14 protein-coding genes are annotated in these 16,775 nt (G+C 61.1%); 8 read left to right on the top strand and 6 right to left on the bottom strand.

Annotated features, from left to right (window positions below; genetic code table 11):
* Positions 1-158 precede the first annotated feature (158 nt).
* Complete coding sequence (locus AAEO81_RS03600; protein ID WP_341961675.1) at positions 159-512, bottom strand: hypothetical protein; 354 nt, start codon at positions 510-512, stop codon at positions 159-161.
* A 244-nt stretch (positions 513-756) separates the two neighbouring features.
* Here AAEO81_RS03600 and AAEO81_RS03595 point away from each other — a divergent pair, with 244 nt between their 5' ends.
* From AAEO81_RS03595 to AAEO81_RS03575, 5 genes are all read left to right on the top strand, one after another.
* Positions 757-1,332 carry a DUF2796 domain-containing protein gene (locus AAEO81_RS03595; RefSeq protein WP_341961673.1) on the top strand — a complete coding sequence of 192 codons (576 nt, stop codon included), beginning with the start codon at positions 757-759 and terminating at the stop codon, positions 1,330-1,332.
* A gap of 63 nt (positions 1,333-1,395) precedes the next feature.
* Positions 1,396-2,106, top strand: a complete 711-nt coding sequence (locus AAEO81_RS03590) for an ABC transporter ATP-binding protein (RefSeq protein WP_341961671.1) — start codon at positions 1,396-1,398, stop codon at positions 2,104-2,106.
* Between the two features lies 1 nt (position 2,107).
* Complete coding sequence (locus AAEO81_RS03585; RefSeq protein ID WP_341961670.1) at positions 2,108-3,373, top strand: ABC transporter permease; 1,266 nt, start codon at positions 2,108-2,110, stop codon at positions 3,371-3,373.
* A gap of 10 nt (positions 3,374-3,383) precedes the next feature.
* Complete coding sequence (locus tag AAEO81_RS03580; protein WP_341961668.1) at positions 3,384-3,911, top strand: DUF3299 domain-containing protein; 528 nt, start codon at positions 3,384-3,386, stop codon at positions 3,909-3,911.
* Between the two features lie 175 nt (positions 3,912-4,086).
* Positions 4,087-4,773: an OmpW family outer membrane protein gene (locus tag AAEO81_RS03575; protein WP_341961666.1), complete on the top strand. Its 687-nt coding sequence runs from the start codon at positions 4,087-4,089 to the stop codon at positions 4,771-4,773.
* A gap of 68 nt (positions 4,774-4,841) precedes the next feature.
* Here the strand turns inward: AAEO81_RS03575 and AAEO81_RS03570 are convergent, their stop codons facing one another.
* Positions 4,842-5,771, bottom strand: coding sequence for an NAD-dependent epimerase/dehydratase family protein (locus tag AAEO81_RS03570; protein ID WP_341961663.1), 930 nt, complete (start codon positions 5,769-5,771; stop codon positions 4,842-4,844).
* A complete protein-coding gene (locus tag AAEO81_RS03565; RefSeq protein ID WP_341961661.1) occupies positions 5,764-6,648 on the bottom strand; it encodes a sugar nucleotide-binding protein in 885 nt (294 codons plus the stop codon). The genes AAEO81_RS03570 and AAEO81_RS03565 overlap by 8 nt, the downstream gene beginning before the upstream one ends.
* Positions 6,649-6,808: 160 nt before the next feature.
* On the opposite strand from AAEO81_RS03565, the gene AAEO81_RS03560 reads away from it, so the two are divergent.
* Complete coding sequence (locus AAEO81_RS03560; protein WP_341961659.1) at positions 6,809-11,113, top strand: DEAD/DEAH box helicase; 4,305 nt, start codon at positions 6,809-6,811, stop codon at positions 11,111-11,113.
* A gap of 133 nt (positions 11,114-11,246) precedes the next feature.
* Here AAEO81_RS03560 and AAEO81_RS03555 read toward each other — a convergent pair whose 3' ends face one another.
* Complete coding sequence (locus AAEO81_RS03555) at positions 11,247-13,403, bottom strand: mechanosensitive ion channel family protein (RefSeq protein WP_341961658.1); 2,157 nt, start codon at positions 13,401-13,403, stop codon at positions 11,247-11,249.
* A 188-nt stretch (positions 13,404-13,591) separates the two neighbouring features.
* Between AAEO81_RS03555 and AAEO81_RS03550 the strand changes: the two genes are divergently transcribed.
* The gene (locus AAEO81_RS03550) at positions 13,592-14,170 is read left to right on the top strand and encodes a TetR family transcriptional regulator (RefSeq protein ID WP_341961657.1); all 579 of its coding nucleotides are present in this window, start codon (positions 13,592-13,594) and stop codon (positions 14,168-14,170) included.
* Between the two features lie 53 nt (positions 14,171-14,223).
* Complete coding sequence (locus AAEO81_RS03545) at positions 14,224-14,700, top strand: nuclear transport factor 2 family protein (protein WP_341961655.1); 477 nt, start codon at positions 14,224-14,226, stop codon at positions 14,698-14,700.
* Positions 14,701-14,791: 91 nt separating this feature from the next.
* Here the strand turns inward: AAEO81_RS03545 and AAEO81_RS03540 are convergent, their stop codons facing one another.
* Both AAEO81_RS03540 and AAEO81_RS03535 read right to left on the bottom strand, forming a co-directional pair.
* The gene (locus tag AAEO81_RS03540; protein WP_166598549.1) at positions 14,792-15,319 is read right to left on the bottom strand and encodes a single-stranded DNA-binding protein; all 528 of its coding nucleotides are present in this window, start codon (positions 15,317-15,319) and stop codon (positions 14,792-14,794) included.
* A 9-nt stretch (positions 15,320-15,328) separates the two neighbouring features.
* Positions 15,329-16,723: an MFS transporter gene (locus AAEO81_RS03535; protein ID WP_166598550.1), complete on the bottom strand. Its 1,395-nt coding sequence runs from the start codon at positions 16,721-16,723 to the stop codon at positions 15,329-15,331.
* Positions 16,724-16,775: the final 52 nt, after the last annotated feature.

Genomic DNA, 16,775 nt, shown 5'->3' with positions numbered 1-16,775 from the left:
GATTTAACGCCCTGCCACGCCCTGTTCTGGCATGCCGGGCGTGGTCTGTGGGAGCGAATTCATTCGCGAAAATCGTATGGCCGATAGAGATGTGTCGGTTGTACCGGCCTATCGCGAATGAATTCGCTCCCACAGGTGAGGAACGTCGGCGCCGAGTATTACTCCACCCAGTGATACTCCGGCGCATCGCCATGACTTTCGACTCTGACGCTGGAACTGTGGCGCATGCGCACCATCAGGCGCTTGCCTGCTGCCGTACTTCCCGCCAAACCCTCTAACTGCCCCAGCAAATCCGGCCCGCTCATGTGCCCGGCTTTGCGCAACAAATCCTGCGCGATGTCCCACACGGCGTCGTTGCGGCTGGTTGGAGGTTTGGCAGCCGTCGCGCTGTCTGGCTTCTCCTCTGCCGATTGCACGCCCAGTTGAATACCCAACTTTGCCCAATCGCTGTCGTCCATTTCCACAGTCAGGTCCACCGGCACATCGCCGACGGTTCCACGGATTCTCAGCATGGTGTGCGTCCTCTGGTTTTCTGCGGGGCATGGTCCCACAGGACCTGAAGCGTTGCACCCACCGCTGTAGGAGTGAGCTTGCTCGCGATTGCGGTCTACTGGCATTTATGTGTCAGCGAGAACGCTATCGCGAGCAAGCTCACTCCTACAGTTATCTGCAACGCTTGAAAAAGTTAAGAAACGCCACGAGACATTGTTATAAGATCACATAACAAATTTTCGACCCCCTCCCGGAGCCCTCCTCATGCGTCGTCTGCTACTCGCTTTGCCCTTCGCGCTGCTTCCCCTGTCCATCGCCCACGCCGCTGACGAGCATGACCACGATCATGAACACGGCAGCCTCGGCGCGCATGTGCACGGTGTGGCGCGTCTGGACATGGCGCTGGATGGCCGCACGCTGGAGCTGGAACTGGACAGCCCGGCGATGAACATCGTCGGGTTCGAACACCCCGCCACCACCGATGCCGACAAGATGAAACTGGCGCTCGCCCGGGAAACCTTGCTCAAGCCTCACGGTCTGTTCAGCATTCCGGAAGCCGCAGGCTGCACCGTTACGAAAGCCAAGCTGGAAAGCCCGCTGTTCGGTGACAAGGACGACGATCATGACGACGGTGATGCGGACGAGCATGAACACGAACACAGCGAGATTCACGGCCATTACCAGTTCACATGCAGCGTGCCCGCCGTGCTGAACAAACTCGACCTGACGCAACTGTTCCAGAGCTTTCCCGCCACCCAGACCATTCAGGTCCAACTGGTGACGCCGAAACGTCAGATGGGCGCCGAAGTGCGTCCCAGCAACCCGGTCGTCAAGTTCTAAACCTGCGCCTGCACATGCGACCGGGGCTTTCCCGGTCGTTCACTTTCCAATGCGACTCAGGCCATGACTCAAGCACTCATTGAACTGTCCGAACTGGGCTTCGCCTGGCCAGGACACGCGCCGTTGCTGGACATCCCGGCCTTCCGCCTGGAACCGGGCGAAACGCTGTTTCTCAAAGGCCCCAGCGGCAGCGGGAAGACCACCTTGCTCGGCCTGCTCGGCGGCGTGCAGAAACCCGATCGCGGCAGCATTCGCCTGCTCGGCCAGGAGTTGACACAGCTCTCGGCAGGCGCCCGCGACCGTTTTCGTGTCGATCACACCGGCTACATTTTTCAGCAGTTCAACCTGCTGCCGTTTCTCTCGGTGCGGGAAAACGTCGAACTGCCCTGTCACTTTTCAAAGCTGCGTGCCCAGCGTGCAACCCAGCGCCATGGCAGCGTCGATAAAGCGGCCGCCACGCTGCTCGCGCACCTGGGCCTGAAAGACCCGCAACTGCTCGAACGTCGCGCCGACTCGCTGTCTATCGGCCAGCAACAACGGGTCGCGGCCGCACGGGCCTTGATTGGCCAACCTGAGCTGGTGATCGCCGACGAGCCGACCTCGGCGCTGGACGCCGACGCCCGCGAGGCCTTCATTCAACTGCTGTTCGCCGAATGCCGCGAGGCGGGTGCCAGCCTGTTGTTCGTCAGCCATGACCAGAGCCTGGCGCCGCTGTTCGACCGCAACCTGTCGCTGGCCGAACTCAACCGCGCCGCCGTCGCTCCCGAGGTTTGAGATGTATCTTCTTCGCCTGGCGCTGGCCAGTCTCGCCAACCGCCGCTTCACCGCGTTTCTCACGGCCTTCGCCATTGCCCTGTCGGTCTGCCTGCTGCTGGCCGTGGAACGGGTGCGCACCGAAGCCCGCGCCAGCTTCGCCAGCACCATCAGCGGCACAGACCTGATCGTCGGTGCCCGCTCCGGCTCGGTGAACCTGCTGCTGTATTCGGTGTTCCGCATCGGTGACGCCACCAACAACATCCGCTGGGACAGCTTCCAGCACTTCGCCAACAGCAAGCAGGTGAAGTGGGCGATCCCGATTTCCCTCGGCGACAGCCATCGCGGCTATCGAGTGATGGGCACCAACGAATCGTATTTCGAGCATTACCAGTACGGACGCCAGCAGCGCCTGGAAATGGCCGAGGGCCGACCGTTCGCCACCGACCCTTTCGAAGTGGTGCTCGGGGCCGAAGTCGCAAATGCGCTGCATTACAAGCTCGGCGACAAGCTGGTGCTGGCCCATGGCGTGGCGGTGGTAAGCCTCGTCAAACACGATGACAAGCCGTTCACCGTGGTCGGTATTCTCAAGCGCACCGGCACACCCGTGGACCGCACGCTGCACATCAGTCTTGGCGGCATGGAGGCGATCCACATCGACTGGCACAACGGCGTGCCCGCTCAAGGCGCAGGCCGCATCAGCGCGGATCAGGCACGCAACATGGACCTCACGCCCACGGCCATCACCGCGTTCATGCTCGGGCTGAACAGCAAGATTTCCACCTTCGCGCTGCAGCGAGAGATCAATGATTTCCGTGGCGAGCCGATGCTGGCGATCTTGCCGGGCGTAGCGTTGCAGGAGTTGTGGAGCCTGATGGGCACCGCTGAAAAGGCGTTGTTCGTGATCTCGCTGTTCGTGGTGTTGACCGGTCTGATCGGCATGCTGACGGCGATTCTCACCAGCCTCAACGAGCGCCGTCGGGAGATGGCGATCCTGCGTTCGGTGGGCGCACGTCCCTGGCATGTCGCGAGCCTGTTGATCCTCGAAGCCTTTGCGCTGGCCTTCGCCGGGGCGGTCAGCGGTCTGGCGCTGCTGTACATCGGGATCGCGTCGGCTCAGGGTTACGTGCAGGCCAATTACGGTCTGTACTTGCCACTGTCGCTGCCTACTGCGTATGAATGGACGCTGCTGGGCGGCATTCTTGGCGCTGCGCTGCTGATGGGCGTCGTGCCGGCCTGGCGCGCCTATCGCCAGTCGCTGGCGGACGGTCTGTCGATTCGCTTATGAGGACGTTCTGATGCGCAGGTTGTGGGTGTTGTTGTCGTTGCTGGTTGCTACTTCATCGTGGGCGCAAGACCTGCGGGTTTTGACGTGGCAGGAAATGATCCCGGCCGATGCGCCACCGGTGAAGCTGGTTACGGCGCCGATCCACGACCTGTCGAAGATGGCCGACACCCTCGCGATGGAGTCCGCCCCCGCCGCCCACCAACTGGCGCCCCACGCCCCGGTGGTGAAATCCCTCGACGGGCAAATGGTGCGCTTGCCGGGGTACATCGTGCCGCTGGAAGTGAGTGAAGAAGGCCGCGTGACGGAGTTTCTGCTGGTGCCATACTTCGGTGCCTGCATCCACGTCCCGCCCCCGCCGCCGAACCAGATCGTCCACGTCACCAGCGAATTGGGCGTGAAAGTCGACGAGCTCTACCAGCCGTACTGGATCGAAGGCCCGATGCAGGTCAAATCCACCACCAGCGAACTGGCCGATGCCGGGTACCAGATGGAAGCGGACAAGATCCTGATCTACGAGCTTGAAAGCAGCGACAAGTAACGAGCGGCAAGCTACAAGCTGAACTCTGCCAGCCGACCCGCCGCCGATCCGCTTCAAGCTCGTCGCTCGTAACTTGCCGCTCGTAACTGCCCTTTCGTTGAGCTGCATCAAAAACCCGAATCTGTACTGTTCGTAACATGGGGGCATCCCTTTTCAATGCCCTTCTGGAGCCCCCATGAACAAGTCCCTGCTCGGCGCATCCGTCCTTGCGCTCGCCCTCTGTACCCCGGTCATTGCCGACGCCCATGAGGCGGGCGATTTCATCGTGCGCGCAGGCGCGGCGCGGGTGGTGCCCAACGAAGACAGCGGCAACCTGAAACTCGACGGCGCCAAGGTCGCGGGCACCAAGGCAACCGCTGACAACTCGACCCAACTGGGCCTGACCTTCGCCTACATGCTCACCGACCACGTCGGTCTGGAACTGCTGGCCGCGACACCGTTCAGCCACACCATCGGCGTCAAAGGCCTCGGTCCTGGGCTCGACGGCAAGCTGGCAGACGTGAAACAACTGCCGCCCACCCTGTCGCTGCAGTACTACCCGATGGAAGCGTCGTCGAAATTCCAGCCCTATGTCGGCGTCGGTCTGAACTACACCAAATTCTTCGACACCGACCTGGCCGGTGATCGCAAGGACCAGGGCTTCAGCAACCTGAAACTCAAGGACTCCGTCGGGCTGGCCGGTCAGATCGGCATGGACTACATGCTGACCGACAAGATCATGCTGAACGCGTCGGTCTGGTACATCGACATCGACACCAAAGCCAGTGTCGACGGGCCATCGGCCCTGAGCGTCGGCAAAACCAAAGTGGACGTGGACATCGACCCATGGGTGTACATGGTGGGTGTGGGTTACAAATTCTGACGCCCCACTAACCTGAAGCAGCGCGCACAAAAAAGGCACCTCATCGGTGCCTTTTTGCTGTCTGCGATTCAGCGCCCCAACAACCGCGCCAGCCCGACATTCAGCGGCGTCGGCTCAGGCACGTTGAAGCGTTCGAGCAAACGCTGATTGTCAGCGCGGGAGTGCTTGATGTCCCCCGAGCGCGCAGGCAAATAGGTCACGGGCGGCAAACTGCCTACCACTTCGCCGAAAGCCGCCAGCAGCTCGTTCAGCGACGTCGTGGCATTCAGCCCCACGTTGACCGCACCCTCGCCCACCACCGGCAATTCGAACCCTTGCACCACGAGATCGACCAAGTCTTCGACGTAGAAAAAATCCCGGGTCTGCTCGCCATCGCCAAACACTGAAATTGGCAGGCCCTTCACGGCGCGCTCGGCGAAGATGCTGATCACACCCGAATACGGCGACGACGGGTCCTGACGCGGCCCGAAGATGTTGAAAAAGCGAAACACCACTGGCTCCAGACCGTGCTGGCGACGGTAGAAGTCGAAGTAGTACTCGCTGGCCAGTTTGTCGGACGCGTAAGGGGTCAAAGGGGCTTTCGCCGTGTCTTCGGTAATCGCCTCGCCTTCGCCGTTGTTGCCATACACCGCCGCGCTGGACGCGAACACCACACGCTTGATGCCCGCCTGACGCATGGCCTCACAGACGTTCAACGTGCCGATGAAATTGCTCTGATGCGTCCGGACCGGATCGTCCACCGACGCCTGCACCGACGCCACGGCCGCCAGATGCGCAACCGCTTGGCAACCCATCGCCGCGCGCGCCACCAGGGCGGCATCGGCGACATCGCCCTCGATCAGTTCGACCCGTGGGTTGTCCAGCGGCAGATTGCTGCGTTTACCGGCTGACAAATCGTCGAGCACGCGCACGGCGTAACCCTTGGCGAGCAGGGCATCGACCAGGTGCGAACCGATGAAACCGGCGCCGCCGGTGATGAGGACAGGAGCATCAGACATGACGGTAGTAGCGGTCCAATAAGCTGGGCAAACCGGCACGCCATGCGCGGGGCTTGATACCAAAGGTGTGAAGGATTTTCTTGCACGCCAGCACCGCGTTCTGCGGCTCTTCGGCGGCATCCGGGCTGGCGGCGTGGGCCTGGGCGGTCGGTGCTTCGATGGCCAGCGGCTTCATTAACCGGGCTTCGGTGAGAATCGCCTGCCCCAACGCCAGCGGCGTGGTCGCCTCGTGACCGGCGTAGTGATAGGTGCCCCACAGCGGTGCCGCGCAATCCAGCTGTTTCAGCACTGAAATGATCACTCGCGCCGCGTCATCGACCGGTGTCGGATTGCCACGGCGATCATCGGCGAGCAGCAATTCATCAGGGGTTTCAGCAAGGCTCAAAAACCGCCCAAGCACGCCCTCGGCGCTGTCATCGAGCAACCAGCCGAAACGCACCAGCACATGTTGTGGGCAGGTCGCGCGCACGCTCTGTTCTATCCGCCACAGCGCCTGGCCACGAGAGCCCAACGGCACGGGTTCGTCTTTCTCGCTGTAGGCGGTCGCCCGCGAGCCATCGAACACCCGGTAGCTGGAAGGTTGAACCAGCACGATGTTGTGATGTTGGCACAGCTCAGCCAGACGCTCGACGGAGCGTTCCTGGGTGTCCAGCCTCTCCGCACTCACGCTCTGCGCCTGAAACCAGTCGAAGTAATAGGCAAGATTGATCAAGGCATCCGGGCGGGTGTCATCGAGCAGTTGCGTCAGGCTTGCCGCGTCCCAACCGTCTTGCGGTGGACGCGGTGCGAGGAAGCCAATGTCCTCCTCGGCACCCAGACGAATCAACGCCTGCCCAAGGGCATTCCCGCCGCCCAACAGCATAAGGCGCATTCGCATAGAGTCAGCAGGCTCGGTCTTGGAATTCAAGTTAGAAAGATAGGTGAAAAAACGGTCGCAAACATAACACGTTGGGCGGGTAAGTCCCAACCCGTGCTCCGCCGACCTCACCGATCACCGGCCCTTGCATCTGCTCGCCTGCGCCCGCATAAATTCATGCATGAATCTTCCCCAGACTCTCGATCCGGTGCTCGACGCCTTTCACCCGGCGGTCAGCGCGTGGTTCAGCCAGACATTTCCCGCCGTGACCGCAGCGCAGGCTCAGGCGTGGCCGCTGATCAAGCGGCGCCAATCGACTCTGATCGCCGCGCCCACCGGTTCAGGCAAAACCCTCACTGCCTTTCTCGCGGTGATCGACGATCTGGTGCATCAGGGCTTGGAGATGGGCGGCCAGCTGCCGGATCAGACCTTCGTGGTCTACGTTTCGCCCCTGAAAGCCCTGTCCAACGACATTCAGATCAACCTGCAAAACCCGCTGTCGGGCATCACCGAACAACTGAAACAGCAAGGGCTGCCAGAGTTGCGCATCCGCACCGCCGTGCGCACCGGGGACACGCAGCAAAAAGAACGCAACGCGATGCGCAAGACCGCGCCGCACATTCTGGTGACCACACCGGAATCACTGTACGTGTTGCTGGGTTCCGATTCGGGCCGCCGCATGCTGTCGAACACGCAAACGGTGATCGTCGATGAAATCCACGCCATCGCCGCCAGCAAACGCGGCAGCCATCTGGCGTTAAGCCTGGAGCGTTTGCAGGCGCTGTGCGAAAAACCATTGCTGCGCATCGGGCTGTCTGCCACGCAAAAGCCCATCGAGCGCGTGTCGCGTTTTCTGGTGGGCAGCGACCCGATCAGTCGGCCGTGTGCCATCGTCGATATCGGCCACGCCCGCCCCCGTGACCTGGCAATTGAAGTGCCGCCGGTGCCGCTGACCGCCGTCATGGCCAACGACGTCTGGCAACTGGTGTATGACCGCCTCGCGGAACTCGCTCGCGAACACCGCACCACGCTGATATTCGTAAACACCAGACGGCTGGCCGAGCGCATGGCTCGCCATTTGAGCGAGCGTCTTGGCAAAGAGGCCGTGGCCGCGCACCACGGCAGCCTGGCCAAAGAGCAGCGTCTGGATGCCGAACAGCGGCTCAAGCGCGGCGACCTGCAAGTGCTGATCGCCACGGCCTCGCTGGAGTTGGGCATCGACATTGGCGACGTCGACCTGGTGTGTCAGATCAGCTCGCCCCGCTCTATTGCGGCGTTCCTGCAACGCGTTGGCCGCTCCGGTCACCATGTGGGCGGTACGCCGAAAGGCCGTCTGTTCGCCATTTCCCGCGACGACCTGATCGAATGCGCCGCGTTGCTGGATTGCGTACGTCGCGGCGAACTCGACACCTTGCAGATTCCCCGCGCGCCGCTGGACGTGCTGGCGCAGCAGATCATCGCCGAGGTCAGTTGCCAGGAATGGGAAGAGCAGGCGCTGCTCGCGATGTTTCGCAAGGCATCACCCTACGCCGACGTCGATGAGCGGCACTATCAAGCGCTGCTGAGCATGCTCGCCGAAGGCTACAGCGGGCGTCAGGGCGTGCGGGCCGCGTATCTGCATCGCGACGCGGTGACCCACACCCTGCGCGGACGACGGGGCAGCAAGCTCACGGCCGTCACCAGCGGCGGGACGATTCCGGACAACGCCGACTACAGCGTGATCCTCGAACCCCAGGCGCTGAACATCGGCACGGTCAACGAGGACTTCGCGGTCGAGAGCATCGCGGGCGATATTTTCCAGCTGGGCAACACGTCGTATCGCATTCTGCGCATCGAGTCCGGCCGCGTGCGGGTCGAGGACGCGCAAGGGGTGCCGCCGAACATCCCGTTCTGGCTGGGCGAAGCGCCGGGACGCAGCGATGAGCTGTCGTTTGCCGTGGCCCGCTTGCAGGCTGACATTGATCAGCGGCTCAGCGAACACCCCGGCCAGCTCAGGCCATGCATCGACTGGCTGATGAACACGTTGGGCCTCGGCGCGGACAGTGCCGAACAACTGGTCGAGTACCTGGCGCGAGCGCACGCGGCGTTGGGCGCATTGCCGTCGCAAGACACGCTGATAATGGAGCGTTTCTTCGACGAATCCGGCGGCACGCAATTGGTCATTCATACCCCATTCGGCAGCCGCATGAACCGTGCGTGGGGATTGGCGCTGCGCAAGCGTTTCTGCCGCACCTTCAATTTCGAATTACAGGCCGCCGCCAGCGAAGACGCTATCGTGCTGTCGCTCTCGACCAGCCACAGCTTTGCGCTCGACGAAGTCTGGCGCTACCTGCATTCCAACAGCGCCGAGCACATCCTGGTACAGGCCGTGCTCGATGCCCCGTTGTTCGGCGTGCGTTGGCGCTGGAATGCGGGAGTGGCACTGGCGCTGCCTCGTTACGCGGGCGGTCGAAAAGTCGCGCCGCAACTGCAACGCATGAAGAGCGAAGACCTCATCGCTACGGTGTTTCCAGATCAGATTGCCTGCCTGGAAAACCTCGTCGGCGAGCGGGACGTCCCGGAACACCCATTGGTCGAGCAAACGCTGGACGACTGCCTGCACGAAGCCATGGACGCCGAAGGCTGGCTGAATCTGCTCCGCCGCATGGAAACAGGCGACGTGCGCCTGATCGCCCGCGACCTGCCTGCGCCCTCCCCGCTGGCTGCGGAGATTCTCAACGCCAAGCCCTACACATTTCTTGACGACGCGCCCCTTGAAGAGCGCCGCACCCAAGCCGTGTTGAATCGGCGCTGGAGCGACCCGGAATCCGCCGATGACCTTGGCGCGCTCGACGCTGACGCCATCGTCGCGGTGGCCGAAGAGGCTTGGCCGCAGCCGCAAAACGTCGACGAAATGCACGAAGCGTTGATGACCTTGGGCTGTGTCAGCGGCCCCGAAGCCCGGGATCAGAAAGACTGGATGAAGTGGCTGGAAAGCCTTGCTCGCTCGGGTCGCGCCACCCGTTTGCAGGTCACGCCAGAGCAAGCGTTGTGGATTGCGTTAGAACGCCTCACCTGCCTGCAAACGGTTTACCCCACCGCAGAGATGCACCCGCCATTGGCAGCGCTGACGGGGTTCGACGAGCCGTGGAATGAGGACGACGCGAAAGTCGAGGTCGTTCGCGCACGGCTCAGTGGGTTCGGCCCAATGAGCTTATCCACCATCGCTGAACCGCTCGCGCTGCCCGAGGCTGACGTCGCCCACGCGCTGGCGCAACTGGAAAACGAAGGGTACGTCCTTCGCGGTCGCTTCAGCCCCGGGGCCCGCGACGAACAGTGGTGCGAACGGCACTTGCTGTCGCGCATCCATCGCTACACGGTCAAGCGCCTGCGCCGAGAAATCGAACCGGTGTCGCTGCAGGATTTCATGCGTTTTCTGTTCGACTGGCAGCACTTGTCCACCTCCACCCAGAGCCAGGGCAAAGCCGCGCTACCAGAGGTGGTCGATCAGCTCGAAGGGTTTTCAGCGGCGGCTGGCGCTTGGGACAGCGATATTCTTCCCGCACGACTGAAGGATTATTCCCAGAGTTGGCTGGATGACCTGTGCCGGTCCGGTAAGGTGGTATGGATGCGTCTGACGAGTCGCAACAAGGTTGGCGCCGCTGCGTTGCGCAGCACGCCGATCGTGTTGCTGCCGCGCCCACAGGTTCGGCTGTGGAGCGGTCTCACCGAACAACCTGCGCCCACCGAACTGTCGCTGCGGGCACAACGGGTTCACGAAGTGCTATCGACTCAAGGCGCGATGTTTTTCGATGAACTGATGATCGAGGCGCACTTGCTGCGCACTGAACTGGAAAACGCGCTACAGGAATTGGTCGGTGCAGGGTTGGTTAACGCCGACAGCTTTGCCGGGTTGCGCGCCCTGATCACCCCCGCCAGCAAGCGCGCGGCGCACACCAGCCGACGAAATCGCGGGGCGTTCATTGGCGGGATGGACGATGCCGGGCGCTGGGCTTTACTGCGCCGGGCGCCTGCCAATGCTTCACAACGCCTGGACAGCGAAACCCTTGAACACATCGCCATGACCCTGCTGCGTCGCTATGGCGTGGTCTTCTGGCGTCTGTTGGAACGAGAGGCCGATTGGCTGCCAAGCTGGCGCGAACTGCTGCGGACCTTCCACCGGCTGGAAGCGAGAGGGGACATTCGAGGCGGCCGCTTCATCGCCGGATTAGCGGGCGAGCAATTCGCGCTGCCCGAAGCGATTCCCCTGCTGCGGGAGGTCCGCAAACGCCCACTGGATGGCAGTTTGATCGGGGTCAGCGGCGTCGACCCGCTGAACCTGGCGGGCACGCTGTTGCCAGGGTCGAAAGTCGCGGCAGTGGTCGGCAACCGGCTGGTCTACCGCGACGGGGTTCCCATCGCGGCGGTCGTGGCGGGCAAGCCGCAGTATTGGGGCGAGCTGGACGAAGCAATGATGCTGCAGGTGCGGGATCGATTGTTCAGATGAACTCGACCCGGAAACTGTAGGAGTGAGCTTGCTCGCGAAGGCATCGTCTCAAACGCTGAATGAGTGCCTGAAACACCCTAATCGCGAGCAAGCTCACTCCTACAATGATCGGTGCACCATTCGGATACAGCGATCAAACCGGGCTCTCTGACCCGTCTTTATTCACAATCGTCGTCTTGCCCGGCAACGCTTGCTGCTCGTCACCGTCCTCCATCTGCGAATACTGGCCGTTGTGCGGGCTCATCACCAGTTGTGGATAAGTTTGCGCGAATCGCACATCCGTGGACTTATCCACAAGGCGCTTGAGTTTGTCGTTGAACGCGCGACTGACCGCATACTGCCCGCCCGACGACGTGCGGAACTGCGCCGTGATGACGATCCCGTTCATGTCCATGCGATCCAGCCCGAACACTTCCAGCGGCCCTTGCAGCTTGCTGGCGAGCAAGAAGTCATCGGTGATTGCCTGCCCGGCTTCGCGAATCAGCGAGGTTGCGGAATCCACATCCGAATCGTAGGTGAACTGGAACGAGAAGAACGCGTAAGCGAACTGGCGAGACTGGTTGGTCACTGCTTTGATCTGTCCGAACGGCACCGAATGCACGAACCCCTTGCCGTCGCGCAAACGCAGGGTGCGGATGGTCAGGCTCTCTACGGTGCCCGCGTGGCCGGAATCCAGCACCACCCAGTCGCCGATGGAAATGGTGTCCTCGATGATGATGAACAGGCCGGTGATCACGTCCTGCACCAGTTGCTGCGAACCGAAACCAATGGCCAGACCGACCACCCCGGCACCCGCGAGCAGCGGCGCGACGTTGATCCCGAGGTTCGCCATGGTCGTGATCGTGCAGATCACCACCAGAATGATTTTGATCGCGTTGCGCAGCAGCGGCAGGATCGTCTTGACCCGCGTACTCGGCTGACGGGACGAGCGCGTGCTGGTCGGCGGCTTGAGGGCTTCCTGAATCGCAGTGTCCATCACCACCCACAGCAGCCAGGTCACCAGAAAGATCAGCCCGATGCTGCTGAGGGAATCACTGATTACTTTGCCCAGCGCGTTCCGTTGCGCGAATTCGAACAGCGAAAAACCCCAAATCCGGCCCAACAATTCAATGAACCCAATCGCCAGCGCAATGCGCAGTACAGCGTGCAACAAGCTCAGCAAACGCTCCTTGTAAACCCTTGAGCTGCGCTCCTCCGCGGGCTTGAACATGTGTTGGAACAACGTGCTGAGAAACACCGTGCCGATTAGCAAAACGGTCGTGAGCAAGGCGCAACGCAGGGCTTCCTGGCTGTCCTCGCCCGCGCCGATCAGGTTGACGCCCGAGACCAGAATCATCAGCAAAATAGGCAGGTGCCATAGGCTCGAAAAAATTTTCAACGTTTGCTGCAACGCCGGTCGCGACAGCCGTGCACTCAATGGACGGTTGCGGATCAGATGGGCCACGGGGCGGCGCATGCGAATCACCACAATGCAAAACATGATCGACGCCATCAGCCCAGTAAACGCTGCGACGCTGGTGGTGACGTTACCGCCGATCTGGCGGGAGATCTGCGGGCTGGTCAGCGCGTCACTCAAGGCCGCGAAGAACCCGATGATGAACAGCGGATGCGGCGCGTAGTGACGAATGATGCGAACCGCCGGCCGCTTGTGGCCCGAGTTGAAGAGCACGATCACCGACATCAGCACCGACGTGGAGAAAATGCCGCTGCTCGTCGAATACGCCAGACACAGTGCCAGCGCCCGGCCAATCGACAGTTGCATGAAATGACTCACGTACAGCGTCAGCGGCAGAGAGATCAGAGCCGGAATCGTGAAGGGCAGCACGTAACTCAGCACGCCTTGCACACGCTCTCGCCGGGTCAGCAGCCGATGCCGCGACACGCGATTGACGATGAACGTGCCGATTCGGTTCAAGATCAGGAACGCGCCGATCCAGACCACCGACAGGATCAAGAAGTCTCCCGCAATTGCCCAAGGCGAGCGGGAAGACGGCTTGTTAACCAGCGCCCCCAGCTCATCAGCCGCACGGTCGGCACGCAAACGCCAGGAGTCGAGCAAATGGCCGTCCAGGTCCAGCTTGTCCTGGACGCTGTCGATACTGGTGCTGATGACGCCGAGCAATCCGCCCTTTACCAGGATCTCTGGTTTAGGAGGTTCGGCTGCTGGTGCCGCATCGGCTGGCGCGGTTGACTGGGCGGTGCTCGTGGGAGGCGCACTGGCTGCGTGCGCGTTGAGGCTGCCGAGACAAAGCGTTAGACACAGCAGCAGGACAGATTTGAAATTCGACAAAACGCAGGTCACTCCTTCGGTCATGAGGGACGGCGAAATCAAGGCCCACAGAAACTGATCGAAATTCGCCACGCAAGTTCGGCGCGGTCGGCAACCTTCATCCGCTTTGAGCTTCGCCCGACCAACGGAAAACGTCCTTTTCATAAACGCGCTTGACGATGGAGAACGATCGTTCTACCTTAAATCCCATGAATACGACGACCACCGACACACGCGACAAGATTCTCGCGACCGCCGAGCAGCTCATCTATCAGAACGGGATTCACGCTATGGGCATGGATCTTCTGGTGAAGACTTCCGGCGTCGCCCGTAAAAGCATCTACCGTTATTTCGCGACCAAAGACGAGGTCGCCGCCGCGGCGCTCAATGCCCGCGATGTGCGCTGGATGCAATGGTTCAGAACCGAATCGGACAAGGCGGACACCCCGCAGGCGCGCATCCTGAACATGTTCAACGTGCTCAAAGGCTGGTTTGAATCGAAAGGGTTCCACGGCTGCGCGTTCATCAATACGGCAGGGGAAATCGGTGACCCAAACGACCCCATTCGCCTGATTGCCAAGCTGCACAAACAGAAATTGCTGGATTACACGCTAGAACTGACCGAGCAATTGAACATCGAGCAACCGTCAGCACTCGCCCGACAGTTGCTGATACTGATGGAAGGCGCCATCACCATGGCCCGCGTCATGGGCGACTACAGCGCCGCCGACAGCGCAAGAGACGTTGCGCAGCTGTTGCTGAAACAGGCCTTGCCCCAAGAGGCCTGAGCTTCAAGAACGCTCCACCCACTGATCTATCCAACTTGCCTGGAGGCTCTGCCATGTCCACTGCCCAAACTCGCCCGCCGCTTCCTCCGTTCACCCGCGAATCGGCGATTCAAAAGATTCGCCTTGCCGAAGATGGCTGGAACAGCCGCGATCCTGAAAAAGTCTCGTTGGCCTACACCCTCGACACCCAATGGCGTAACCGCGCCGAGTTCGCGACCAATCGCGAAGAGGCCAAAGCTTTCCTCACCCGCAAATGGAAAAAGGAGCTGGACTACCGTCTGATCAAAGAGCTGTGGGCTTTCACCGACAACCGCATTGCCGTGCGTTACGCCTACGAGTGGCACGACGACTCCGGCAACTGGTTCCGCTCCTACGGCAACGAGAACTGGGAATTCAACGAAGACGGCCTGATGCACCGCCGCTTTGCCTGCATCAACGACATGCCAATCAAGGAATCCGAGCGCAAGTTCTTGTGGCCGCTGGGACGCCGTCCGGATGACCATCCGGGGCTGACAGAACTGGGGCTGTAAACGCCCTCGCCGATGAAACAACAAAGCCCCCGACAGCTGAGCTGTACGGGGGCTTTCGTTCTAATGCGTTATTGCGTTTGATTCGGATGAATCAGAACGGAATATCGTCATCAAAGCTGTCGAAGTCAGGAGCCGGTTGTGGCGCTTGCTGCGGAGCTGGACGCGATTCGCGCTGTGGCTGTTGTTGTGGAGCAGCCTGTGGACGCGATTGTTGTGGACGAGGTGCGGAATTCTGATAACCACCACCGCCTTGACCTTGTTGAGCATCACCCTGTGGACGGCCGCCGAGTAGTTGCATGGTGCCTTGCATGTCCACGACGATTTCAGTGGTGTAACGCTTGATGCCGTCTTTTTCCCACTCGCGGGTTTGCAGTTTGCCTTCGATGTAGACCTGCGAACCTTTACGCAGATACTCGCCGGCGATCTCTGCGACCTTGCCGAACATCGAAACGCGATGCCATTCGGTCTTTTCGACCTTCTGACCGGTTTGCTTGTCGGTCCATTGCTCGCTGGTCGCCAGACTCAGGTTGGTCACAGCGTTACCGTTAGGCAAGTAGCGAACTTCGGGATCCTGGCCGCATGTACCGACCAATATGACTTTGTTAACCCCACGGGCCATAACGTTCTCCTAGGCTTCAACCGTTTCCGACGCTGGATTGACCACTTCGTCGAAAGACGCCCGATCCAACAGTTCTTTGTCAAATTTGATATAGATGGCAGCCTCATCGGCTACCACTACTGCATCTGTTACTCCACGTACGGCCAACACGCGATCGGCAAGGCCTGTGTCGCGTTGAGCCTCGGGCGACAACGGCAAGCGAAGGCTGGTCACGTACGGAGGCTCGCGCATGGTAACAGCAAACGCGAGCCAGATGGCGGCCAGCGCCGCGCCTCCCAGGAAGACCACACCCAACCCGCCATGCTGAAAAAGCCAGCCGCCGAGGATGCCACCCGCCGCCGAGCCGAGGAACTGACTGGTGGAGTAAATCCCCATCGCAGTGCCTTTGCCGCCCGCCGGAGAGACCTTGCTGATCAGCGAAGGCAGCGACGCTTCCAGCAGATTAAATGCGGTGAAAAACACCACTGTCCCGATGACCAACGCCCGAAGCGTATTGCCGAACTCCCAGAAGAATAGTTCAGTGAGCATCAGCACGGAGACCGCGCCGAGCAAGATACGCTTCATCTGACGCTTCTTCTCGCCGTAGATGATGAACGGGATCATCGCGAAGAATGAAATCAGCAACGCGGTCAGGTAGACCCACCAGTGCTGTTCTTTGGGCAAGCCCGCTTTTTCGACCAACGCCAGCGGCAACGCGACGAAACTGGACATGAGCATCGCGTGTAACGCGAAGATACCCAAATCCAGGCGCAGCAAGTCAGGGTGTCGGAGCGTCGCGCCCAAGGCTTGACGAGCGAGGCCAGATTCGCGGTGTTGCAGCGTCACGGTGGATTTGGGCACCACAAACGCGACGATCACGATACCGATCAATGCCATGGCCCCTGTCGCCAAGAACAAACCTGAAAGCCCAAAGGCACTGGTCAGGATCGGCCCAACCACCATCGCAATGGCAAACGACACGCCGATCGTCATCCCGATCATCGCCATCGCCTTCGTGCGATGCTGTTCTCGGGTCAGATCGGACAACAGCGCCATGACTGCGGCTGAGATCGCACCCGCGCCTTGAAGGACGCGCCCGGCGATAACGCCCCAGATCGACGTGGACTGTGCAGCCAGTACGCTACCGAGCGCAAACACCACCAGCCCCAGATAAATCACCGGGCGACGGCCGATGCGGTCGGAGATGATGCCGAATGGAATCTGCAGTACGGCTTGGGTCAGGCCGTATGCACCAATCGCCAGACCAATGAGCGTCGGGCTTGCGCCTGCCAGGTCCATACCGTAGGTCGCCAGGACCGGCAGCACCATGAACATGCCAAGCATACGGAACGCGAACACCAGCGCCAGACCGCCCGCCGCGCGGGTTTCGCTGCCACTCATGCGCTCGCTGTGAGAATCGTGCATGGAAGAACCTCATGTGAACCGGCGGCGATTCTACCAGTCCCATCGATGTACA

The sequence above is a fragment of the Pseudomonas sp. RC10 genome (genome assembly GCF_038397775.1).
In the GTDB taxonomy this organism is placed as follows: Bacteria; Pseudomonadota; Gammaproteobacteria; order Pseudomonadales; family Pseudomonadaceae; genus Aquipseudomonas; species Aquipseudomonas bambusae.
This window is presented reverse-complemented; position numbering and strand designations above follow the sequence as displayed.

Bases quoted from the DNA above. Each gene is read 5' to 3' on its own strand.
- AAEO81_RS03600 (WP_341961675.1), bottom strand. From the start codon at position 512: ATGCTGAGAATCCGTGGAACCGTCGGCGATGTGCCGGTGGACCTGACT.
- AAEO81_RS03595 (WP_341961673.1), top strand. From the start codon at position 757: ATGCGTCGTCTGCTACTCGCTTTGCCCTTCGCGCTGCTTCCCCTGTCC.
- AAEO81_RS03590 (WP_341961671.1), top strand. From the start codon at position 1,396: ATGACTCAAGCACTCATTGAACTGTCCGAACTGGGCTTCGCCTGGCCA.
- AAEO81_RS03585 (WP_341961670.1), top strand. From the start codon at position 2,108: ATGTATCTTCTTCGCCTGGCGCTGGCCAGTCTCGCCAACCGCCGCTTC.
- AAEO81_RS03580 (WP_341961668.1), top strand. From the start codon at position 3,384: ATGCGCAGGTTGTGGGTGTTGTTGTCGTTGCTGGTTGCTACTTCATCG.
- AAEO81_RS03575 (WP_341961666.1), top strand. From the start codon at position 4,087: ATGAACAAGTCCCTGCTCGGCGCATCCGTCCTTGCGCTCGCCCTCTGT.
- AAEO81_RS03570 (WP_341961663.1), bottom strand. From the start codon at position 5,771: ATGTCTGATGCTCCTGTCCTCATCACCGGCGGCGCCGGTTTCATCGGT.
- AAEO81_RS03565 (WP_341961661.1), bottom strand. From the start codon at position 6,648: ATGCGAATGCGCCTTATGCTGTTGGGCGGCGGGAATGCCCTTGGGCAG.
- AAEO81_RS03560 (WP_341961659.1), top strand. From the start codon at position 6,809: ATGAATCTTCCCCAGACTCTCGATCCGGTGCTCGACGCCTTTCACCCG.
- AAEO81_RS03550 (WP_341961657.1), top strand. From the start codon at position 13,592: ATGAATACGACGACCACCGACACACGCGACAAGATTCTCGCGACCGCC.
- AAEO81_RS03545 (WP_341961655.1), top strand. From the start codon at position 14,224: ATGTCCACTGCCCAAACTCGCCCGCCGCTTCCTCCGTTCACCCGCGAA.
- AAEO81_RS03540 (WP_166598549.1), bottom strand. From the start codon at position 15,319: ATGGCCCGTGGGGTTAACAAAGTCATATTGGTCGGTACATGCGGCCAG.
- AAEO81_RS03535 (WP_166598550.1), bottom strand. From the start codon at position 16,723: ATGCACGATTCTCACAGCGAGCGCATGAGTGGCAGCGAAACCCGCGCG.